The sequence below is a fragment of the Rhizobium phaseoli genome (assembly GCF_001664385.1).
In the GTDB taxonomy this organism is placed as follows: Bacteria; Pseudomonadota; Alphaproteobacteria; order Rhizobiales; family Rhizobiaceae; genus Rhizobium; species Rhizobium phaseoli.
This window is the reverse complement of the sequence record NZ_CP013532.1, coordinates 4,129,014-4,149,274: the sequence shown is the minus strand read 5'-3', so window position 1 is coordinate 4,149,274 and position 20,261 is coordinate 4,129,014. Positions and strand designations below refer to the sequence as shown.

The following is a 20,261-nucleotide window of genomic DNA, read 5'->3' as shown; positions in this document are numbered from 1 at the left end:
GTAGGGAGTCGCAATAGGGGACTTCAGCGAGAAGGCTTAGAAAAGACTCCGCGAACGTAGCCGCAACTGGTTGAATGGCCGAGGCAAAATGGCGACTGATGAAGAAGAACTTGAGGGCTTAGACAACAGTTCGCCTGACCGGCAACGGCTCGACTACCCGCTCGATGATGTGATGGTACGAAGTGAAACTCGTACCGTTGCTGAAATTATAAGGCGTATCGAAAATGGTCGATACGTTATGGACCCTGACTTTCAAAGAGATTTTGTATGGCCGCCTGACAAGCAATCAAAGCTGATCGAGAGTTGCGTGATGCGCATCCCGCTCCCGGTCTTCTACGTAGCAGAAGGAGAAGACGGCAGGGTAACGGTAGTTGATGGCTTGCAGCGGTTATCGACTTTTCGCGCATTTATCGGCAACAAATTGGCTCTTAGAGGGTTGGGCGAGGAACATCCTCTCGAGAAGCTGCGATACGACGACTTGCCCATCAATCTTCGAGAGCGCATCGAAGATACGCAGCTGACGCTTTACATCCTTGACAAGAACGCTCCGGAAGCGGCCCGCTTGGACATATTTGAGCGCGTAAACAGTGGCGTTCCTCTAACAAGGCAACAAATGCGGAACGCGCTGTATAACGGTCAAGGAACCCAATGGATAGCTGACCGCGCAAGACGCAATCCTTTCATTCGCGTCACCGGAGGTTCACTTTCCGCTACGACAATGAGGGATCGAGAGGCGATTAATCGCTTTTGCGCCTTTTCACTTATAGGGCATTCTAAATATACCGGTGACATGGATGAATTTTTGGCCGAAGCTCTTCGTTTGATGAATAAACTTGACGAAGCTTCGCTCGAGAAAATTCGGATTGAATTTACCAAGTCGATGAACCGAAATGAGAAGCTTTTTCAAAAGCATGCTTTTCGAAAATCGCTTATTTCCACTCCGTCGGCCAACCGCAGTGTTCTGAATATAGCGCTTTTTGACGTGATGTCCGTTGTTCTTGCCCGAGTTGATGACGAGCAATTCGAGAGCCAGCAGCGCTATATTAAAGATGCGATAATTGAACTTTTGAATAACGATGAGTTTTCTAACTATATAACGTATTCAACTAACAGTAAATTCCAAGTTCAGGGCAGATTTCGGCTGGCTGAGGATGCCTTAGAGGTATATCTTCCATGATTACAGAATTATCCCTACGAAATTTTAAGTGCTTTTCGGATTTTCGTTTTCAAATTACCGCTTTGACCGCTCTGACTGGTTACAATTCGTCAGGTAAATCTACTTCAGTGCAAGGACTTTTGCTCATTTCGCAAGCTTTGCGGGCCCAGAATAATTTAAGTTCTATAGCTCTCAATGGGGACTTGCTTCGGATCGGCTCGTTTGTTGACCTTCTCAGGGAGAACTCAAACGAGCTGGTTGAAATTGGTATCGCCGACCAAGGAGGGGGAGAGGCTCGCTGGACATTAGGCCAAAGCACTAAATTGGACAGGCGATTTCTCGATGTAAGACGCCTGATCGTGCGTCAGCAGGGTGGCAAATCCAGCCTCGAACGTCAGCCTAGAGTTTTGCCAGCGGCCGGGCGGGCGCGGGAACTGATGGAAGAAATTCAAGATGTCATTTACATCAGTGCTATTCGCAAAATTGAAGATGCGGCCTTTTCACCGCCTGAAGACACGAAGTTAATTCAAGGTAACGTGGGAACGAGCGGGGAATATGCGCCGTGGTGGCTTGCTCGGATGGCTGATGAAATATCTGAACCGGCCCGACGAAACTCCAATGAAAAAGGCATAACGATTAGGTCGCAGGTAACCGCATGGCTTGACTACTTGTTCCCAGGTGCGGCAGTGACCACTGAAACCTTGGTCCCTACTTCACTTACGGCGTTATCATTCGCAGTGGGCGGCTCTAACGTCTGGCTGCGACCGTCCAACGTCGGTTTCGGCCTCTCATATTCCCTACCTATCCTAGTTGCATTGCTCTGCGCCAAACCCGGCCAATTGATCGTGATTGACAGCCCCGAGGCTCATCTGCATCCGCGTGCTCAATCGCTTTTTGGAAAGATGCTCGCTCGTTTTGCAAACGCGGGGGTCCGAATTATCGTTGAGACACATAGCGATCATGTTCTTGCGGGGATGCGAGTGGCGGTGAAGAGCGGTGAGATAGGCGCAAACGATCTCAGCGTGTATTTTTTCGGCAGCCCAGATTCGGACGCTGGTTCGACTAGCGTGTCGCTTATAAAGGTAGATAAAAACGGGATGATCGAAAGTTGGCCGAGAGGGTTCTTTGATCAAAGTGAACAGGATTTGGCCACTTTGAGCGGCTGGAACTAACTTGCAAGCGTTTCTTAATGAACTATCGCTGGACGGGCAGTTCTCGACGTCTGAAGGTGTTGTGGAAGTTTTCAGGACGCTCATGCGCGCCCGAGTTCAACACGCGATTCTGGCACGAGAACTTTATTGTTCCCGAGCACTTCCAACCGTAAACGGTGTGGCCGGCGAGACGATCGCACAAACAATCTCACGGCTCCCGCGCGACGAAAAGAACTCGTTTTTGCTGTGGTTGGCAAACAGAGGACCATTCACCGACGATGTACGAACAGAGGAAGAGGACGACCTTTTTCAGTACGAGCACACTGATGTCACTGATCAGGGGCTTGGCGAAGCTGCCCGAAGAGAGAAAGCTGGGAGGCGCGCAGTTGCCTACAGCTTTTCTCCCGGTCTCACACGTCAGTTTGATTTTTCTCCTCTAACAGTCATTCAGGGCTGGGATGAGAACTTAATTGCGGAGATCGAATTGCAAAATTTCTGGGATGTCGATCTACTCGCGCAGGCTTTGGCGCAGGCTGAGCCAGACCCGGACGATTGGGCCGCGGTTATCGAACAATCAATCCAAAGATTTCCAAATCTCTGTATCGCTGAGCACATCGTCGACGAACTGCGACGATCACCCTTTTCTGTCTCACTGGCCAGAAATGTTTGCGACCTGTTATCGGCTCTAAACTCCGTAAAGACGGAAATGGACGGTCAAGGTAATCTATCCCCTGTTGGCGTGCAGTTGGTGCAGAAGTATTTTGTGGGAAAAAATGCGTGGTTTACGGATGAATCAGACAGGAACAAAATAGACTTCGAGTCAGACATGTCGTTCGTTGATCCAATAACAAAACAAAAAATCACGTGCTTCTGGCATGGTAAAATACAAACTCCTCAGTTCCGAATTCATTTCGAATGGCCTGTATCAGATTACAATTCTGGGCTAAAGGTTTGTTACATCGGACCGAAGATTACAAAAAGATAATAATCTTAACCGATCGGGTTGAGAGTTATTGCTTGAACTAATGCGGCATGCCCATACATTGGAGACGGACTACCTCTATTCGCAACGGTGACGTCCGCTTTGGGCCGGGAGCGGTCATCTGTCGCTGAAATTTTTCACGTCAGATTCTCGGGCATGGGGCGTCATTGCGGCTTCCTTGACGATTTACCTTCCATTACAATCCCTTCCGCACAGGAGTTCCGCCATGAGCGAAGACGCCTTCAACATGTCGATCCGCAAGTTCCTGAAGGAAGTCGGCGTCACGTCGCAGCGCAAGATCGAGGAGACGGTGCGCAAGGGGCAGGTCGGCGGCAAGACGTTGAAGGTCCGCATGACGCTAACGGCGGAAGGCACCGGCCTCAACCACGTGGTGGACGGCGAGATCGAACTTCCGTAGGTCGGGCGAAGCGATCGTGTGAACCGTCGGGCTTTCCCAAGTTCATGGTCCACGCCCGCGCGTAATCGAAGATGGCCGCTCTGGGCCTACGGCGGACTTCAGACGTGACTTCGCTCCGGATCATTCCACGGAATGCCTCGTCCATCCTGCTCTCCCTTGACGAGGCGCGTGAGCGTGGGGGACAGGTACGCGAACGGATCAACGGCGTTGAGTCCGATGCTGCCATTTGATGGTCTGCGCTAAACCAATGTAGCTCGGGATATTGACTGATCACGCCAGCGGTCACCACGAGAGCAAGATTGCCTCGGCCGCTTCGCGTTTTGCTGCGCACATCTGCACGTCTGGTTGCTGAATGAGGCGTCAGTTTACGATTTCTTCCGGCCTTCCTGCTTAGGTGTGGCTATCCGCACGAAGCGACAGAGCCATGGACCCGGCTGGAAACCTGCGAAACGACATCGAAGCAGCATTGCGTCGCCCCAATTTGACGGCTTGGCAGCGAACGTTTCTCGCCGACATCCATGCGCGTCTCGAACGATCGGGCGGCCAGGCTCGCCTTTCAGACAAACAGTGGCGGAAGATTTTCGAAATTCTGGGCCGGCCTGGTACGGCCGCGCCATCGCGATCCCCGGTCGTTCCCTTTCCCAGATTTCGCCGCCAACACAGGAAAACGCTCGCTCCCAGTTTTAGCCGCGTGGGCAGACGGTTGAAATGGCGTTTCCGAAATCTGGTCATTGGATTCCTGTTTATCGCCGCTGTTGCGATCGCCCAGCAGGTATTCGAATTCGGACAAGGCCAGTTTCAGTCTGCTCCTGCGACGGCGAGAACCTCGCTGAACCAGGAATTCACGGTGACCGACGGAGACACGGTCCATGTCGTTGGCGAGGCAGCAGGGACCAGGTTAGTGGGCTTCAACACGCCGGAGAAGTTCTCGCCCCAGTGCGAATACGAGCGCCAACAGGGCGAGCGGGCGTCGGCACGGCTTCGGGAGCTCGTCGCCGGCGGCAGCACCCAGCTGACAAAAGTCGCATGCGCGTGCGCGGCTGGCACCGAGGGCACCAGCAAGTGCAACCACGGCCGGTCCTGTGGGACGCTGCTGGTTGACGGAAAGGATGTCGGGAGCATCCTAATCAGTGAGGGCCTTGCGGTACCATTCGTCTGCGGGACAATGAAATGTCCGCCGACGCCTCGGCCGTGGTGCAGGGGATAACCATGAAATCGGGCGGACCTTTTCGCGTTTTGAATGGTTTATTGACGCGTGTCTACGCGTTTACCCGTCTCGTCCTGACCTTTGTCCTTTGGGCGATCCTTCTTATACTCGCGGCTATCATCCTCGTGCCCATGTTGCTGCTGGCCACCAGGACACCAGCAACCGTGGTATTGCCGAGCAACGAGACCAGAGAAGCAATCTACAATCTGGCATGCAGCAAGGGACTTTCCAGCGGATCGCTTGCTGAACGCGAGTTGATATGGCGGAGGCGTAGGCTCGTCGAGCTAAGCCATCCAATCCGCGTCGTCCTTGCCTTGCAGCCTTATGATATCCCGTGGGGCTAGTATGCTGGTCGCCCGAATCCGACGAGCTTCAACTGTCCGCCACGAAAACAAGCCTCTCTCCAATATTGGATACCCAGCCTCGATATGCCCGAGGGAGAGATCGTCTATAGCGGAGCGACCAACCGACCAAAGGAGCGCGCGAGGCCAAACCCGAGACCTGACGAGTCGGTTGTGGAAGCGTTATGGGTCGTCGGATACGATGACGATCGTTCGTACGGGCGAAGATCGATTGAGTGGCTGAAGGAGGCGAGGCAGCTCGAGGGTCGTTCCCCAGGTAGTGTCGAGGAGCACGGCCTTTGGCATACCGTGGTTCCGACAGGCAGCTTGCAGATGACCTATTGGTATAAATTCGATCTCAGTGAGGATGTCGTGATCGAATGTTATGGTCCATTCCAGAGATGCGAGGGGAATGTCGACTTGAAGGATTTGCGAATGTACGCGCGGCTGAGCTTCGATAAGGACGCCATTCCTCAGCACCAAGTCATTGTCGACGGACTTCGAACCCTGCTGTCTCGTTGGCGGTCGTCGAGCTGATCAGGATTTTTCAACAAGGCCACCCGGAAGCTTGCGGCGAAGGCGCTCCACGACAGAGGTTTTGATGCCCACACTTGATCGAGAAATAAGACTTCGACTTAGTGTGCAACGCGCGTTGCTTGGAGCAGTCTCATCAGCAATAGCCGCTGTTACGTGCGGCTGGAATGGCAACGAGATTGTCCTCGAATTCTTGGTTGACTCGCACTTCAACGATGAAGATCGAGAGCGTATTGAAGTCGTCGCATCTGAGGTCCTCGCGGATTTCGCCGACGAAACGATAACGACGGTCTTCACATCGCTTCCTTCAGATGGGCCGAAGGCTCCTGTCGCCACTCGATGGTGGGCTTACAAGCGATTTCCGCCAAACGCCTATGTCAGCTGAGCAAAAACTGGAATGGCCCTCATTGTGCAGGGTCTCAAGGTCGCATTGTCGCGTGTTTACCAACATTTGACGTGCTGGTTGGAAGGATTAGGCTGTCCGCAGCGAAATCGAGGTCGTTGCGGTCATGTGCAATCTCTACCGCATGGAGGACAAGGACTGGGTGAGCAAATGGGCTCAGGACGTCGAGAGCCTGATCAACCTGATGCCCGCCTATCAAATGAACCCGGACCAGATGGGGCCAATCGTCCGCAACACGGCCGATGGTCGCACGCAGCTTGTGCATGCGCGGTGGGGATTGCCGTCGCCATTTTTCGCGATCAAACAGGCAGCTGAGGCCCGGGCCGAGAAATTGCGGCAAAAAGGCAAGCCGGTCGACATGGAAATTCTCATCCGAATGGAGCCGGATAAGGGCACCACCAACATCCGAAATCTCAATCTTCCACATTGGAAAAAATGGTTCGGTGTCCAGAGCCGCTGCATCGTGCCGGTGACCAGCTTCGCCGAGCCGGACCCCGCCAGTAAGGAAGAGGGCGGCAACACGCCGAACGCCTGGTTCGCTCGAGATGAGAGCAAGCCACTGATGTTCTTCGCGGGCATCCACGTTCCGCAATGGCAAAGCGTTCGGAAGGTCAAGGATGGACTGACAACTGATGACCTCTATGCCTTCCTGACGACCGATCCCAATGACGTCGTCAAGCCGATCCATCAGAAAGCGATGCCGGTTCTGCTCCTGACGAAAGAGGAAACGGATGTCTGGTTGCGGGCATCATGGGACGAAGCGAAGGCGCTGGCTCGGCCGTTGGCGAACGACGAGATTGGGGTGACGTCGCGGGAGCCCTATGGTTCGACCATCGTATCGAATTCTGGAGAACTCCTGCCGCAGCCAACCCTATTTTGATGTTGTCCGGATCATTGGGTTGATCTCGCTGCTCGCTAAATTTTCCCGTAGTGGAAGATTGAGTGATATAAAGCCTCTCGGTTTGCGCCGGGAGGCTTTTCGCTATGGGAACCAACCCACCATCCCCGCACGAAGGATCGAAAGCCAGCGAGGCACATGATCGGGGGCTGGTTGCGAATGCGGAAGACGACAATATGCAGCAGGCGGCAAATGTCGCGACTACCAATGAGAGGAAAGTGAGGAGCGATAGGTTCCAGGGCATTGGAGCGGTCGCATATTTCGGTCAGAGACCTTAATTCGACACACGTAAAAGACGAGTCACGGGGATCAGGAATATGGCCAAAGATGATCGATTTCTGACCCAATCCGACCGCGACTCTAATGGCCACCAATGCCAATCATATTAAAATGGCACCCCCTCCGCGTAGAGCGAGTTGCGGTTCAATTTATTCGGGCAAGGACCGGCTAACCGGGTAAACGCGCCATCAGCCGTGCCACTAGCAAATAAAAGAGACTCGCTGCTCAATTTCGGCGCATCCACTGATGAATTTATTTGCAACTATAGGTACTTGATTCTTAAAAAATATTACGCCTAAATTGCATTGTCCAACCTTAGGAAGATGCCAGCATGCTCAATACACTCAATGCCATTTTCACAAATCCCGAATACCTGACTCAAACAACTTTCTCCGACTACTATCGCGCGACTGCGGTGTCCTTTCCCGATCTATGCGCTCTCCTCGATGAGGACGCGATCGCTGAAGATAAGCTCGCCGACTATGTGCGGCTCATGAACTCGCTTTCCTGGGAATTCGAAGATTTGGCAGACGGCGGCAGGGGCGTGGCTTACAACGTCGCCCAGAAAGTCGTCGGCAATCGCCAACATGGCATGATCGCTCTCCTGAAGTGCTTTTCACCCAGTTTCCGTGACATGCCGGATGCCGACACCAATATTCTGGACGTCCTTGGCGGCGATGGGACGATTGCCCGTTTTGTTCAGAACATCGATGGACCTCGGCCGACGATCATCACCGCCGATCTATCGCGCTTCATGGTGGATGCCTGCATGAAACAGGGGCTGCCATGCGTACGCCAGTCGGCCACTCGGAGCCTTTTTAAAGACAACGCTCTCGACGGCGTGCTGATCGCATACGGCAGCCATCACTTGGCTGAGGATGATCGCCAATTGGCGATCTCGGAAGCTTATCGGACCTTGAAACCGGGCGGACGGTTGGTCCTGCACGATTTCGAGACCGGCGGGGAGACTGCACGTTGGTTCGAGGAGGTAGTGCACGTCTATTCCAGAACCGGCCATCCTCACCCACATTTTACGCGACCGGAAATGTGGGAGCGCTTCAGTGCGGCTGGTTTCCGCGACGTGCGTGTCTTCGATTTGAACGATCCCTTCACGCTACCCGGCGCAACAGCTGACGAAGCCGTGTCCAATGCGCTCATGCACATGTACCACATGTACGACCTGGTAAAGATCGCCAACGGAACCGGCGATATCGTCAATCGCGTTGCACGTTGTGTCGAGCAAACGCTGGGCGAAATTCATGTCAACAAGGCCGATGACGATTTCGTCGCGACGATACCGCGCAAGGCGCTCGTTGCCGTCGGCACGAAATCCTAATCCGGAGGATCAGATATGTGTGGAATCGCCGCCGTATTCTCATCTCAAAACAACCCGAGCGATCCAAGGGACCTCGAAGCTGCATTGCTGCACATGCTTGGCGCAATCCGGCATCGAGGTGACGCTTACAATTTCGCTGAGCGCCTCGTCTTCGACAAGGGAGCGATGGGCACCAATCGCCTCGCCATCGTGGATAGGGATCAGGCCAAGCAGCCAATTGTCGATCCAGCCTCGCGCAGAGTGATCGTCATGAATGGCGAAATCTATAATCATCGGGAACTGCGGATGGAACTGCAGGGGCTCGGTTACGCCTTTCAGACATCGAGTGATACCGAAGTGGTGCTCCAGGCTTTCATCGCGTGGGGCTCCCTCTGCGTGCAGAGGCTCGACGGCATCTTCGCCTTTGTCATCTACGATCCGGACACAGGTGACTGCTTTGCGGCCCGCGACCACATCGGCATCAAGCCGCTTTATTACAGCGTGGGCGATAGGCTCGTCTGCTTCGCCTCAGAGCGGAAATGCTTCCTGGGATTGGCGAAGACGACGCAGGAGGTGATGCCGGGCAGCTATTGGCATAATGGGAAGGTGGAGCGCTATGTCACCTTCGAAGCCATCCCGGACTTCGGTACGAAAGAAGCAGCCGCCATCGAGGAGTGCAGGCAGCGAATGGAGGATGCCGTTCGCAAACAGGTGGCGACCGATCTGCCGATTGCGGTCATCTTCTCCGGTGGCCTCGACAGCACGATCATCCTGCATCTAGCAGCCAAATTCCACAAGGATGTGACGGCATTCTCTATAGGCACTGACGATTCCGCTGATCTCGCATTCGCCCGGCGGTTTTGCGCCGAAAGGGGCATCCCGCATGTGATCACGGAATTTCACCACGGGCAGATCAGGAGGAACATCCGCAATTCGGTCTTCAACGGCGAGTTCTTCGAACCGGTCGACATTTCGGACATGCTGACGATGGCAGCAGTCTATGCCGCCGTTCGAGCCAATGGCTTCAAAGTGGCGCTCTCAGGCGATGGCAGCGACGAGATATTTGCCGGATACGACCTTTTCAAAACTGCGGCAGACCCCTATGGCCTGTCGACCTATCGCTTGAACAATCTCTATCGCACCGATCTTCAACGAACGGATCGAAGCAGCATGGCAAATTCGATCGAGTGCCGGGTACCGTTCCTCGACCGCGCCGTGATCGAACTCGCCATGTCGCTGCCGTTCGATATGAAGGTCCGCAACGCTGTCGAAAAATATGTCCTTCGCGAAGCCTTCAGGTCGGAAATCCCCTCCTACATGATTGACCGGCCAAAAATCCGGATGCCGGAAGGGATCGGCATCCACGACCAGATATTCAATGCGCTGGCAGAGGTCCAAACCAACGACATCGTTTTGCCAGACATCAATATCGACGGACCGCAGGTTCGGAATGCGTTAAAGCTCTTCTTGGAATTCGGATACGATGCGCCCCTTGAGCGCTACAAGAAGCTCGGGACCGATTACTTCCACGGCGGATATTTCAAGTTCGACGATTTAACCGAGCAAAGGAGCGCGTGATGGACCTACAAACAGTTCTGACCTTTAGCCTGGCTTTCTTCGTATTCGCGGCAAGCCCTGGCCCTGACAACCTGACGATCTTGTCGAAGACCGTGTCCAGCGGTCCGGCGCACGGTGCCGCCTATGGAGTCGGCGTCGTTTGCAGCATCTTCCTTTTTGTCATCTTTGCTGCCATCGGCTTCAACGCTATCGCCCAGTACATGAACGAAAATCTGCGCTTCATCCAATATGTCGGTGCGATCTACCTCATTTACACCGGCATCATGATGTGGCGCTCAAAGCCCGACATCAAACCCCGCGTGATGCGCGGTGGTCTGATCCGCCTTTTCCTCACCGGCTTCCTTCTCAACATCTCTAATCCGAAGATGCCGATTTTCTATCTGGCGCTGCTGCCAGGCGTTCTCGGAATCCGGCCGCTCACCGTCTCCGATACGGCGGAACTGCTAGTGATCATCGCACTGATAGAGGTGATCGTAGTCGGAGGCCATGTGTTCCTCGGTCATAAGGCAAAAACGGCCTTGGCCGATCCCAACAAGATCGGAATCCTCAACCGTGGAGCTGGGGCGTTGATGGTCGGAGCTGGGGTGCTTGTCGCTGGCCGCTAATGCCGATCTTCTTGTGAGGTGCGGTCTCCCTGTGTCGCCATTGGGAGGCCGCGAGCCATACAGGCCAGCGGCTTGACCGAACGCAAAGTCTTGTGGGCAATTTCCGTGCATTCCTTTGGAGGTAGTTTTTGACGGACTTTGCGTGCGCGGTTTTTGTAAGGGATGGCCAGGTCCTGCTGGCAAAAGCGAGCCGCCCATAAAGTGTGGTACCCAAATTGCTGGGACCTGGTCGGCGGCCACTAATAGCACCGGGCCGGCTTATTCACCGCTTAGGTCAGCCTCAGATTTCTGAGGCATTAACCTGACTGAATGCCATCGTCCTTTTTCGATCCTGGATCGAACAAAGCTGGCGTAGGATTCTGCACCCTTCGGCCGCTTCCTGCTATGACGCGTTTTGTTGCAATAGTGGCAGGCGGCGACGATGTTCTCCTCGATGTCGCGACCTCCATCACACTGAGCCGTCAAATGCTCTGCGGTGCATCGGAAGCGCCGGACTTCCCGAGAAGATATGGAATAGCGTGTTTTGAAAACCTCCGGGTCGCCTTCCCACATGGGAAAGGAGCAGTAATAACACTGCCACTCTTGGCGCTCGGCGGCCGCGCGTCTGAGAATTCTCATTCGGCTGTTTGATCTCATGAGTCCACGTCCGTTGCTTCATTGCTGAAGCGGACGTGCAACGTACCAAAGGGCCGCCCCTCAGTTGGGAGGAAAACCTCGCACAAGACGACGCCTAAAAGCGTCACTCCGCAGTCTTTGAACGGTACGAGCGCTTGCAACCGCGCAACGCTGACGGGCCTTTGACCAGCCCCAAGCAAGCAATAACTTGCCTCCGCCCGAACTAAACGTAAACGGACCAGTCAAATTGTCAATGGAGTCCGTTCTCAGATCGTCGCAACGAAGACCAGGGGCCGGCGACGAATGCAAAATACCTTCTCATCGCTCGAACCTTCCGACCACATCGGTCCTAGTTCCACTGGTGTTCTCACTGTTCAGTTCCATTCCTTATTGAAAGGGCGTCGGGAAGGTTTTAGTCATTTGTCGCGGTACATCTGGATCGAGCTTCGCAGCAAATTGGAACACTGTCGTCGGGGTTGAAAGGGCTATTGGCATGCAGAGGCTCGGTTTGGTGGATTGGCGAAGGAGCGATGATTTCGCGCCTTTGGTGCTGGTGATGAGTGGCCAAGAGAAGAACAGGCTGGTGCGATCACTCAGTGAGGTAGCCAAAGCCCTTATCGTTGCGTGGCCGACAGACGACGGGAAGGAATACGTCGAGGCTGTGAAATTATGCCTGGATGCCATTCAGGGCAATGTCCCAGCCAAGACAGCGCGTGCCGCGCTCATTCGTGCCGCAGACGAAGCTGGAATCCCAGTGATTGTCTCCGTTCATTGATGGTCTTCCGCCGCCAAGCGTAGAGACCGGAAACCCGCTCCGGTGAACAGAGCACGCAAAGCTGTCAACGTTGACGCTTCTGGAGCCAGCGAGGGAGTCGAGCGAAGCCTATGGACCGGTCCGAAAGCGAGATACCACTGAACGGTGGTCGCGTGACTTGTACGCGTTGGTGACACTGTTCGACGTCCGCCTACAAATGGTCATCGTTAAATAGCCTCAGGCAGCAAAACCTCGGAGGTTGCCTCCTCCGCCAGGAGAACTGACCGCCGCTTCGCAAGCGTTTCACGGTAGTCCTGCGCCTCGACGTCTTTGAAGAACGGCGCATCAGGTGCCAAGCGCTTCACGGCCGCTTCAACCTGATCCAGGGTCGCCTTGAAAAACTCCTTGCGGTAGTTCTGGGCATTGACACGAACGGGTTCGAACTCGGTGTGCAAGGCCCTTTCCAAGGTCGGCGCGTTGTCACTGTAAATGATTGCGTGGGTGTCAAATAGGAACGGAACGCTGGCGTCCCCAAGTTCGCGGATGCGGTCAGCCGGATCAAGTCGGCGGGTCAGACCAATCTTGACAACGTCGCTGCCGAACGAGCCGACGTTAGAGATAATATAGACGTACCCTGATCTAGTCTTTTCAGCCATCGCTTGAGCACGTTCCACCTTGGCATGGGCTTCGGCCAGGTCGCGCTCCAGCATTTCGATTTGGGCGTTGAAGGCTTCGAGCTTCGGCCCGACGGCCCTTTCGGCTTCTGTTTTTGCTTTGTCGAGCAGACGCTGGTACCGGGCTTCGTCTTCCTCCGCCCGCTCCATGTCGCGTATCAACTTCTGCTCCTCCTTCTGAGCCCTAGCCAGTTCCGCCCGTTCGTCCCGTTCGGCCTTGACCTTTTCCCGGTATTCGTGGGTAAGGAATAGTTCCTGGAACTTCAGCTTCACGTAGTCCTCGGTAATGAACACGCGATTGGATTCATTCAGCTTGTTGATCTGGATTAGCGCGTTGCCGATCCTCTTCTCCATTGCGTTGACGTTGCTCCATCGAGTGTTCGCAATCGCCGCATCGCACTCGTTGTTGAAAGCTCGCAACGTCAACTTGATGTTCCGGTTCGTCATGGTCTGCCCCTTAGCCGTGCTGCCGTCGACCGTCCATTCCGTCGGACATATGACCGCCGTTTTCAAGGACACCATTTGCTTCTGGGTTGCGCGAACCACTTCGATATTCTGCTTGTATTCCTCGCTGTCGGTGTAGTCGAAATGGGGTTCGTAGACGCCCATTTCGGCGAACGCCAGTTTCTCATCGAAGATTGCGACCTCCTTCAGCAGGCGGTCATAGACGAGCTTCTTTTCTCCATATGAGGCGCGTAGTTGCTCGATCTGGGCCGCTTCCTGCTGGTTTTTGGCTCTGAGCGATGCTGCCTCAGCGTCAAGGTCCAAAACGTCTTTGAACCGCGCCTCGATTTCGGTGAACCTGCTCGTGAGTGAGTTCTTCTCCTGGAGCAGTGTCTGTCCAACCTCCATCGCCTTAGTCAGTTTCTCGGAGGTATCTGAGAACGCTGCGGTGGCCTGCGCCGCTCTTCTCCTTTGGATCAGCCACAAGGTCATGAACAACAGCATCGTCACCGGAATGACGATGACGAACAGAACGGCGGTAATCAGCGTATGATCAGTAGTCATGAAAGCTCCCCAGCCTGCGAGCTGGAGATTACCGTTCTCGTTGTAAAAGCCAAGTGGTGCAGCACTCAAGATTGAAGGGATCGACAGCCGAAATGGGCGTCTTTCTGATCCTCGTCACATCAATCAGCTTTTGCCACCCAATCGATAGAGGCGGGCGCACCGCGTAAGTGCCGTCTTGGCGACCACCATGCAACAGCTAGGCACCGTTAGGGGGCGCGAAGAAGCAGTTCACTTCGTTTTCCGTGGGATGCAGGCAGATATGATATCGGCCATCACCGGAAGGTATCTCGTCGCCATATGGGATGAAGAACAGGTGTGGCTTTGTCGCGAGGTGGTGGTCTCCCCGATGCAGGAAGATGGAAAAGCCATGAGGGCCCGGACTGATATGCTGAGCGGGAATGGCTTCACAATCTCCACCAACATCGTGGGCCTTGCAGCACGCTGGAGGGTAAGTCCAGCCGCTCTCCGCTTGATGGGCCTCTGCTCTAATTAGAATGCCGACTGAGGTAGCCGTAAGTGTGGCCAGGCATAAAGTTGATGTGACGAGTGTCATTGCACACCTCCTTGGAGGCAGCCCCGCGAAAAACGCCGAGAAGTTGCTTCACCGATTGGCAGGAACGCGCTGTCTACTCGATGGGTCGACCAGTTGTATGCTACCGGACGCTTGCGGCGCGGTTAGGTCGACTACGCCTCACGAGCCATCGCTGTGATTAGGCAGCGATGGCGAGGAAGACATACTACTCCTTAGATATCCGGCCGCAAACGCTGTTCGGCCTCGTTGGGGCTCAGGTCAACTTCGATCGCGCGCGCAAGGTATCGGCGCGCTCTCCCTCATTTAAGCGCGGGGAGCGATGCAGGTCGGTCGTTCAGATCGGTTTCTTCTTTCGAAACTCGACGCCTAAAGTGGCATCCACTAAACCGCGGGCATCGAATGCCGACATGCCAGAGGCCATCAGCCTGTGGAACTCGTCTCTCATCCGAATGTGATCGTCAGGGTATTTTCGAAGGGCGGTCGGTAATGCTCTGCCATTGCGAAATGCTTCCCTCCCGGTGCCATCGCTGGTTTCGCGCCACTCGATGAACGGATCGGGAATGAATAGGAATTTCGAAGCGGTTTCCGCCAACTGCGGCGTTAGACAAAGCCATTGGCCGCCATAGTTGACGACTGAATGCAAAATCAGGTCGGATGCGTCGATCAACCACCCGGTTACATGACGGCTCAACCCATCAAGATCGTTTGCCGCTTGCGCATGGCAGTTTGCATGGCACTCGTTGTGAACCATGTCGGCGGCCAGCAACTCCTCGTTTGGAGGGCGCACGACGACAATCCGCGGAAGCTTGAGAACGTCTGCGAGGACGTTTGCTTCCCATTCAGTTGGAGGAAAGGCCATTTCCTCAGTAATCCGAATTGCCAAACGACCCAGTTCTTCTTGTCGTTGAGTGTCTTTTGCTGCTTGGATGTTAAGCACTCGTCCCCACCAATGCATTGTTCCACTGGCAAATTATCGGTTGCCAAGCCCTACGTGGTGCTGATGGCCAACGACTGCAAGCTCCCGGATGTGGTGGTCTGTAGTCGCCCCGGGCAATAAGTGCGGTCCATTTGCCGTTATTGCCTTCGATGTAAATGAAGGCTAGCTTGTCCTCATCGTCAGGTGGACCAGATGATGAAGAAGATGAGGCAGCCGAAACTGCCCGAAGAATCTCCAAGCGGTATCCAAGCCGCCCGCCAACTTCCCTACTAGGAACCGAGCTTGCGTCGCTCTGGCGGCTGTTTGGAGATGACAATGAAATTCGCTCTCGTAGACGGAATCCGTCAGGAAGCGACGCCTGGCGTCCGTGGAACTTGTCCCGGATGCGGATCGCCAACGCTGGCCAAATGCGGTCTCAAGCGACTGCATCATTGGGCCCACGTCAGCACTGCCGTTTGCGACCGTTGGTGGGAACCCGAGACAGAATGGCATCGAGCATGGAAGAACCTGTTTCCAACGGAATGGCAGGAAATCCGACACGTCGCGATTGACGGCGAGGTTCATATTGCCGATGTGAAATCGACGAATGGGAAGGTGCTTGAGTTCCAGCACTCGGCCATCACGCCGCAGGAGCGGGCGTCTCGCGAGGCGTTCTACGGTTCCATGTTATGGATCGTGAACGGCAATCGGCTGAAACGGGACCTGTCGTCGTTCCGCGAGGCCTTCCTCAATGCTCCGTCGGTGGGGTCCGAGACCGAGGCCCGCGCATGGCTCCTATCTGATCGCGCCGCGGCGATCATCGAACGCTGGAGAGGAGGCAGGTGTGCCGTTTTCCTCGACTTTGGCGACGCCGAGTTTCCGTTGGACTGGATACCGTCGACGAGGGTGCTTTGGTGGCTGAGTTATACACTCCGCGGGCGTGTGACCGTGACGCCCGTTCACCACCAGAGCCTGGTGGACCATGTGCTCTCTGGCACGTCCATTCGCGGATTTGGTAGACCCATGCCACCTATGTCGCGTCGATCGGGACGACCGAGATTTTGACCCGCGGGCGGCGTGCGTGTGTTGAGAGTCCGAGCATCATTGCGTCACCTCCACGATCAGTTGCCACTAGAGCTTCGGAGCGGGGGCGGCAGTAGTGGCGTTCCTGGATTTCGCCGCATCGATGCGCTTCCTGGCGTCGGAATTATCCGCGTCGAAATCTTGCGCGAGATGTAGCTGGTCCATCATCTTCATCTCAAGCTCGTTCGCCAGACCCGTCTGATCACCGCGGACGACAAAATCGACGTAGATGCCGCACATGCTTGCGGATTGCTTTGCTTTCTTTGCCGTGAATTCGTCAAGGCCGACCGGGAAGTCGCTGATGCCGATGCAGCCCAATGGCGATTCCAGTTTTTCGGCCTTTGCGTCGGCTGAACCGAATTTCCATGCTGCCCAGATGCCGGTGGCGCTCTTTCCGGTTACCGACGGCTCGCCGAATTTCTGGACGGCCGCGGCATAAACTGACTCGGTCATCGGTCGTTGCGATGGCCTGAACTTCAACTCGCGGCTGGCGGCAAACAGTTTGTTGCCAGACCCGAGGCCCGTGAATGCGAACTGCATACGCTCGTGTTCCATGTCGTCCGGATTTGCGAGGTCGTTGTACAGGGTCCTGCCGTTGGCGACCCACTCGCTGCCTTCCGGGAGTTTCCAGCGCACGAACTCGTACTGAGCTTCCGGGCGCGCCTCCTGGAATCTCGCGATGATTTGGTCGGCACTCGTCCCAAGCGCAATTCCATTGATGTCAAGTTCGGCTGCCAGCGCAGTAGACACGGACGCCGCGCTCAGCGTGAGCGCGGTGACGAGATGTAGGATCGCGGCTCTCATGAATCCCTCGGATACCTCGGATGGTCATTGCCGGACATCGACCGACAATGAGCTTCTCCAACAGGAGCAGCCACTGGAAGTTGCCGCGTCGGAATTGTGATTTCGGCAATTTCCGAGGGGGATTCCACCCTCCCAGAGTAATCGAGACTTCGAGAACAGCGGTTAGCGTTAGCGACCGTTTAACGATGCCGATTTTTACAGGGAGCGCGCGACGAGATCATGGAGCGTTTTTGCTCCGGTCATCGCCTTGAGACGCTCGACACGATGCTCGACCGTGCGTGGGGACAGCTCAACCCGGTGGCCGATCTCCCGCATCTGCAGGCCTTCTCGCAGCAATTGGAGGACGGCTAAATCGACGTCGTCGAGGTCCTTCGGTATTGCCGAGGACCTCAGGATATAATTCACGACACCGAGGACGAGGCACCAGTCGCCTCTCGGCTTCGCGGCTTTGCGAGGAAGCGCCAGCATCTCGAAGTTGGTTTGCATGTTGTCGTGGCGGACGGTTTCAGAGATGAGCGAAGGCCGGCGGCCGGTGATCGCCTTCAGGATGGAAGGGTGAAGACGTCCTGCAGGAAGCATTGGGAGTCGTGATTTCAAGACTTCAGGGACGTCTGCGTAGCTGGTTGGAACGCTGTAGTCGCGGACGAGATTCACTTCAAACTCGGTAGGGCTGCCGTTAGTCATTTCGATGACGGCAAGCACCATATTCGCGGAAAGCCGATTGCTAATCACGTTCGATAGCACGGTAGAATGCTCGACGTCATTGCGGGAAATCCAGACGTCAATGAGCTGCTGGGCGAGATCACCGAAAGTCGCCAGCTTCATCGGTGGAGGACAGAGCGTAATTCCTTACCGCCGGCGACTAGATACGAGCGTTTTTGTCATCGCTCGGGAAATGTTTTGTCACTTGCCTAAGTCATTGCAACCATTTCCGGATTGAAATCATGCAACCCCGCGCACTCGCACGTCGAAAACGCTGCATTCTGTCAAGCGGCGCGGAGGATGGAATAAAACATGGCAAAGGTGGGGTACGCCCGGGTCTCAACACACGATCAGCGCCTCGACCTCCAGATGGCGGCTCTGCGGGAGGTTTGCGACCGGATTTTCGAAGATCAGGGCATCTCGGGAGCAAAATTCAGGAGACCTGGTTTGGCAGCGGCACTTCGGTCACTGAAGCCGGGCGATACCCTGGTGGTCTGGAGGCTCGATCGCCTTGGCCGATCAATTCAAGACCTGATTGGAATCATCGAACGCCTTACGAAACGAAAAGTGGAATTCCTCAGTCTGACAGAAAACATAGACACCAGCTCCGCAAGCGGACGGCTTGTATTCCATCTGATGGCTGCCATGGCCGAATTCGAGCGCTCGCTTGTAAGGGAGCGAACCCGGGCGGGGCTTGAAGCCGCGCGTGCTCGAGGCCAACGGCTCGGCCGGCGCCCTTCTCTGACGGAAGACGAGTGCACGCTGGCCTATAATGCCGTCGTCGTAAACGGGGAGGATGCTCAGGAGGTTGCCCGACGATACCGGGTGCACCCGAGAACACTTGCCAGACTTATAGGACGGCGTGATTAGCTGAACAACTGCACCAGGTTGCCCGGAGCCGCATTGGCGATCCCCAAGCTCTGAATGGCAAGTTGCTTTTGGGTTTCCAGCGCGCGCAGCCTGGTCGCCGTCGTTTCCATGTCAGCGTCCACCAGACGGCCGATGCCGTTGGTCGCGGAATCGATCATCTTGTTGTTGATCTCGTCGTACATCTCCAGCGACTTCTGGACCGTGCCGACATACGCCATTTTCGATGTGATCGCCTGAATCTTCTGGTCTAGGTTTGCCACGAAGTTGCTGTAGAGTCCCTGCCGATCCGATCCAAAGCGTACGACGTGGTTTTCGAGCGCCTGGAGGACATAGGTCGGCTGGACAGGATAGGCCTCCGGATCGCCCGTCGTGGGATTGGAAACCGGGATGTTGTACCAATACGCCCCCACAGGCGTGAACGATCCAGGAGCGGTGATGGTGTCGCTGCCGTCGAACAGCGTTTGCTCTGGATTGAATTCTCCCGGAAAGGTCGTGGGAAAGCTACCGAAGTCGTCGTTGAGAAGCAGCGTGTCCATGGCCTTGACGTTCAATGTCTGAACCTTGCCGTCGGCGTAGCCGATGGTGAAGTTGAAAACCTGCGCGCTCGCCTTTTCGTCTTCGTTCTTGCCGTGATAGAGCAGGTTCACACCCGAGAACGAAGCGGACAACATGGCGGCTTTCGCCTGATCCTGGAGGGTCTGTATCCGCTGGTCGATCTTGTAAACGTCGGATTTCGCGTATTCCGGATCGAGGCTGAATGCCGGCTTGACCGCGTCCCGCATGCCCGGCTGCGGCATGTCGCTCGCGGTGATGACGAGGTTCCTGATCTCGACGAAGCTGTCGAGTACACTTTCCATCCCCGCGTAGGCGGTATCCACCACCCCCTGAGCCAGGCCCACGCTGTCATTGACGACGTTCATGGCCCTCACGTCCGATCGCATCGAGGTGGAGATGGACCAGTAAGCCGCATTGTCGGATGCCGTCTTCACCCTAAGGCCCGAAGACATCTTCTCCGACTCGTCGTTCAGTCGTCCGCCGACGGAGCGCAAAGTCGCAAGCGTTGTCATCGCGCCGTTGTTCGTGATAATGCTGGTCATAATCTCCCGTCGCATCGGCCGGGCTCGTCATGAGCCAATCTCTAAGTTACGAGTTCGAAAAATCGTCGACGCAGGTTAACGACAAGGTGAAAAAGGCAGGGGGAAATTACCCTGGCACCCAAAAAATGTAGCCTGATTGGGTCGTGGAAAGTCGTTCACGGCGCGAACGATCCAGTGATGCGCGGCACCAACCCACGCGGATTCCCTGGGGAGGTGACTGCCTTCGAACCGTGGCTTGTTATCGAAATCTAGCCGATCGACTCCAGAATCTGGGCTTTCCGCCGGCCGCAGTCTCCTCAAATATATGCGATATAAGATCGAGGGTTTCCATGGGTTCAA

Annotated in this window: 21 protein-coding genes; 14 read left to right on the top strand and 7 right to left on the bottom strand. The window is 55.3% G+C overall.

All coding sequences use genetic code 11. The features are described from left to right. The first annotated feature begins 88 nt into the window (after positions 1 to 88). The 11 genes from AMC88_RS19895 to AMC88_RS19850 all read left to right on the top strand — a co-directional run bounded on the left by AMC88_RS19895 (position 89) and on the right by AMC88_RS19850 (position 10,867). Positions 89 to 1,177, top strand: coding sequence for a DUF262 domain-containing protein (locus tag AMC88_RS19895; RefSeq protein WP_064830022.1), 1,089 nt, complete (start codon positions 89 to 91; stop codon positions 1,175 to 1,177). Then, positions 1,174 to 2,328, top strand: coding sequence for a DUF3696 domain-containing protein (locus AMC88_RS19890; RefSeq protein ID WP_064830021.1), 1,155 nt, complete (start codon positions 1,174 to 1,176; stop codon positions 2,326 to 2,328). The genes AMC88_RS19895 and AMC88_RS19890 overlap by 4 nt, the downstream gene beginning before the upstream one ends. Position 2,329: 1 nt before the next feature. Continuing rightward, a complete protein-coding gene (locus AMC88_RS19885) occupies positions 2,330 to 3,292 on the top strand; it encodes a hypothetical protein (RefSeq protein ID WP_064830020.1) in 963 nt (320 codons plus the stop codon). Between the two features lie 223 nt (positions 3,293 to 3,515). Further along, the gene (locus AMC88_RS19880) at positions 3,516 to 3,707 is read left to right on the top strand and encodes a DUF6494 family protein (RefSeq protein ID WP_064830019.1); all 192 of its coding nucleotides are present in this window, start codon (positions 3,516 to 3,518) and stop codon (positions 3,705 to 3,707) included. A 424-nt stretch (positions 3,708 to 4,131) separates the two neighbouring features. Next, on the top strand, positions 4,132 to 4,914 hold the full coding sequence (locus tag AMC88_RS34700) for a thermonuclease family protein (protein WP_081282709.1): 783 nt from the start codon (positions 4,132 to 4,134) through the stop codon (positions 4,912 to 4,914). Continuing rightward, positions 4,878 to 5,258, top strand: coding sequence for a hypothetical protein (locus AMC88_RS34090; RefSeq protein ID WP_237353154.1), 381 nt, complete (start codon positions 4,878 to 4,880; stop codon positions 5,256 to 5,258). Before AMC88_RS34700 ends, AMC88_RS34090 begins: the two co-directional genes overlap by 37 nt. A 598-nt stretch (positions 5,259 to 5,856) precedes the next feature. After that, positions 5,857 to 6,174, top strand: a complete 318-nt coding sequence (locus AMC88_RS32180; protein WP_081282708.1) for a MafI2 family immunity protein — start codon at positions 5,857 to 5,859, stop codon at positions 6,172 to 6,174. 124 nt (positions 6,175 to 6,298) lie between these two features. Continuing rightward, a complete protein-coding gene (locus AMC88_RS19865; RefSeq protein ID WP_064830018.1) occupies positions 6,299 to 7,072 on the top strand; it encodes an SOS response-associated peptidase in 774 nt (257 codons plus the stop codon). 628 nt (positions 7,073 to 7,700) lie between these two features. Further along, complete coding sequence (locus tag AMC88_RS19860) at positions 7,701 to 8,705, top strand: class I SAM-dependent methyltransferase (RefSeq protein WP_064830017.1); 1,005 nt, start codon at positions 7,701 to 7,703, stop codon at positions 8,703 to 8,705. A gap of 93 nt (positions 8,706 to 8,798) precedes the next feature. Beyond that, positions 8,799 to 10,262: an asparagine synthetase B family protein gene (locus tag AMC88_RS19855; RefSeq protein WP_081282719.1), complete on the top strand. Its 1,464-nt coding sequence runs from the start codon at positions 8,799 to 8,801 to the stop codon at positions 10,260 to 10,262. After that, a complete protein-coding gene (locus AMC88_RS19850; protein WP_064830015.1) occupies positions 10,262 to 10,867 on the top strand; it encodes a LysE family translocator in 606 nt (201 codons plus the stop codon). Before AMC88_RS19855 ends, AMC88_RS19850 begins: the two co-directional genes overlap by 1 nt. 258 nt (positions 10,868 to 11,125) lie before the next feature. On the opposite strand, the gene AMC88_RS34695 is transcribed toward AMC88_RS19850, so the two are convergent. After that, complete coding sequence (locus AMC88_RS34695; RefSeq protein ID WP_418314105.1) at positions 11,126 to 11,419, bottom strand: HNH endonuclease; 294 nt, start codon at positions 11,417 to 11,419, stop codon at positions 11,126 to 11,128. Positions 11,420 to 11,975: 556 nt separating this feature from the next. Between AMC88_RS34695 and AMC88_RS19845 the strand changes: the two genes are divergently transcribed. Further along, positions 11,976 to 12,257 carry a DUF982 domain-containing protein gene (locus AMC88_RS19845; RefSeq protein WP_064830014.1) on the top strand — a complete coding sequence of 94 codons (282 nt, stop codon included), beginning with the start codon at positions 11,976 to 11,978 and terminating at the stop codon, positions 12,255 to 12,257. A 206-nt stretch (positions 12,258 to 12,463) separates the two neighbouring features. Here the strand turns inward: AMC88_RS19845 and AMC88_RS19840 are convergent, their stop codons facing one another. From AMC88_RS19840 to AMC88_RS19830, 3 genes are all read right to left on the bottom strand, one after another. Then, positions 12,464 to 13,918, bottom strand: a complete 1,455-nt coding sequence (locus AMC88_RS19840; protein ID WP_064830013.1) for an SNIPE associated domain-containing protein — start codon at positions 13,916 to 13,918, stop codon at positions 12,464 to 12,466. A gap of 196 nt (positions 13,919 to 14,114) precedes the next feature. Further along, on the bottom strand, positions 14,115 to 14,471 hold the full coding sequence (locus AMC88_RS34690) for a hypothetical protein (RefSeq protein ID WP_081282706.1): 357 nt from the start codon (positions 14,469 to 14,471) through the stop codon (positions 14,115 to 14,117). A gap of 313 nt (positions 14,472 to 14,784) precedes the next feature. Beyond that, complete coding sequence (locus AMC88_RS19830; RefSeq protein ID WP_237353153.1) at positions 14,785 to 15,387, bottom strand: hypothetical protein; 603 nt, start codon at positions 15,385 to 15,387, stop codon at positions 14,785 to 14,787. A gap of 315 nt (positions 15,388 to 15,702) precedes the next feature. Here AMC88_RS19830 and AMC88_RS19825 point away from each other — a divergent pair, with 315 nt between their 5' ends. Further along, entirely contained in the window at positions 15,703 to 16,431 is a 729-nt protein-coding gene (locus AMC88_RS19825) for a competence protein CoiA (protein ID WP_064830010.1), read from the top strand. 66 nt (positions 16,432 to 16,497) lie between these two features. Here the strand turns inward: AMC88_RS19825 and AMC88_RS19820 are convergent, their stop codons facing one another. Continuing rightward, on the bottom strand, positions 16,498 to 17,253 hold the full coding sequence (locus tag AMC88_RS19820; RefSeq protein ID WP_064830009.1) for a hypothetical protein: 756 nt from the start codon (positions 17,251 to 17,253) through the stop codon (positions 16,498 to 16,500). A 195-nt stretch (positions 17,254 to 17,448) separates the two neighbouring features. Beyond that, entirely contained in the window at positions 17,449 to 18,078 is a 630-nt protein-coding gene (locus tag AMC88_RS19815; RefSeq protein WP_064830008.1) for a helix-turn-helix transcriptional regulator, read from the bottom strand. A gap of 189 nt (positions 18,079 to 18,267) precedes the next feature. Between AMC88_RS19815 and AMC88_RS19810 the strand changes: the two genes are divergently transcribed. Next, entirely contained in the window at positions 18,268 to 18,825 is a 558-nt protein-coding gene (locus AMC88_RS19810) for a recombinase family protein (RefSeq protein ID WP_064830007.1), read from the top strand. On the opposite strand, the gene AMC88_RS19805 is transcribed toward AMC88_RS19810, so the two are convergent. Continuing rightward, entirely contained in the window at positions 18,822 to 19,922 is a 1,101-nt protein-coding gene (locus AMC88_RS19805) for a flagellin (protein WP_064830006.1), read from the bottom strand. The two genes, AMC88_RS19810 and AMC88_RS19805, sit on opposite strands and share 4 nt — an antisense overlap. Between the last annotated feature and the right edge of the window lie 339 nt (positions 19,923 to 20,261).

Excerpts from the sequence above, each read along its gene's own strand:
- AMC88_RS19880 (WP_064830019.1), top strand. The coding sequence starts at position 3,516 with ATGAGCGAAGACGCCTTCAACATGTCGATCCGCAAGTTCCTGAAGGAA.
- AMC88_RS19820 (WP_064830009.1), bottom strand. The coding sequence starts at position 17,253 with ATGAGAGCCGCGATCCTACATCTCGTCACCGCGCTCACGCTGAGCGCG.
- AMC88_RS34695 (WP_418314105.1), bottom strand. The coding sequence starts at position 11,419 with ATGTGGGAAGGCGACCCGGAGGTTTTCAAAACACGCTATTCCATATCT.
- AMC88_RS19805 (WP_064830006.1), bottom strand. The coding sequence starts at position 19,922 with ATGACCAGCATTATCACGAACAACGGCGCGATGACAACGCTTGCGACT.
- AMC88_RS19815 (WP_064830008.1), bottom strand. The coding sequence starts at position 18,078 with ATGAAGCTGGCGACTTTCGGTGATCTCGCCCAGCAGCTCATTGACGTC.
- AMC88_RS34690 (WP_081282706.1), bottom strand. The coding sequence starts at position 14,471 with ATGACACTCGTCACATCAACTTTATGCCTGGCCACACTTACGGCTACC.
- AMC88_RS19855 (WP_081282719.1), top strand. The coding sequence starts at position 8,799 with ATGCTTGGCGCAATCCGGCATCGAGGTGACGCTTACAATTTCGCTGAG.
- AMC88_RS34090 (WP_237353154.1), top strand. The coding sequence starts at position 4,878 with ATGTCCGCCGACGCCTCGGCCGTGGTGCAGGGGATAACCATGAAATCG.
- AMC88_RS19890 (WP_064830021.1), top strand. The coding sequence starts at position 1,174 with ATGATTACAGAATTATCCCTACGAAATTTTAAGTGCTTTTCGGATTTT.
- AMC88_RS19895 (WP_064830022.1), top strand. The coding sequence starts at position 89 with ATGGCGACTGATGAAGAAGAACTTGAGGGCTTAGACAACAGTTCGCCT.
- AMC88_RS34700 (WP_081282709.1), top strand. The coding sequence starts at position 4,132 with ATGGACCCGGCTGGAAACCTGCGAAACGACATCGAAGCAGCATTGCGT.
- AMC88_RS32180 (WP_081282708.1), top strand. The coding sequence starts at position 5,857 with ATGCCCACACTTGATCGAGAAATAAGACTTCGACTTAGTGTGCAACGC.
- AMC88_RS19840 (WP_064830013.1), bottom strand. The coding sequence starts at position 13,918 with ATGACTACTGATCATACGCTGATTACCGCCGTTCTGTTCGTCATCGTC.
- AMC88_RS19865 (WP_064830018.1), top strand. The coding sequence starts at position 6,299 with ATGTGCAATCTCTACCGCATGGAGGACAAGGACTGGGTGAGCAAATGG.
- AMC88_RS19825 (WP_064830010.1), top strand. The coding sequence starts at position 15,703 with ATGAAATTCGCTCTCGTAGACGGAATCCGTCAGGAAGCGACGCCTGGC.
- AMC88_RS19850 (WP_064830015.1), top strand. The coding sequence starts at position 10,262 with ATGGACCTACAAACAGTTCTGACCTTTAGCCTGGCTTTCTTCGTATTC.
- AMC88_RS19810 (WP_064830007.1), top strand. The coding sequence starts at position 18,268 with ATGGCAAAGGTGGGGTACGCCCGGGTCTCAACACACGATCAGCGCCTC.
- AMC88_RS19860 (WP_064830017.1), top strand. The coding sequence starts at position 7,701 with ATGCTCAATACACTCAATGCCATTTTCACAAATCCCGAATACCTGACT.
- AMC88_RS19845 (WP_064830014.1), top strand. The coding sequence starts at position 11,976 with ATGCAGAGGCTCGGTTTGGTGGATTGGCGAAGGAGCGATGATTTCGCG.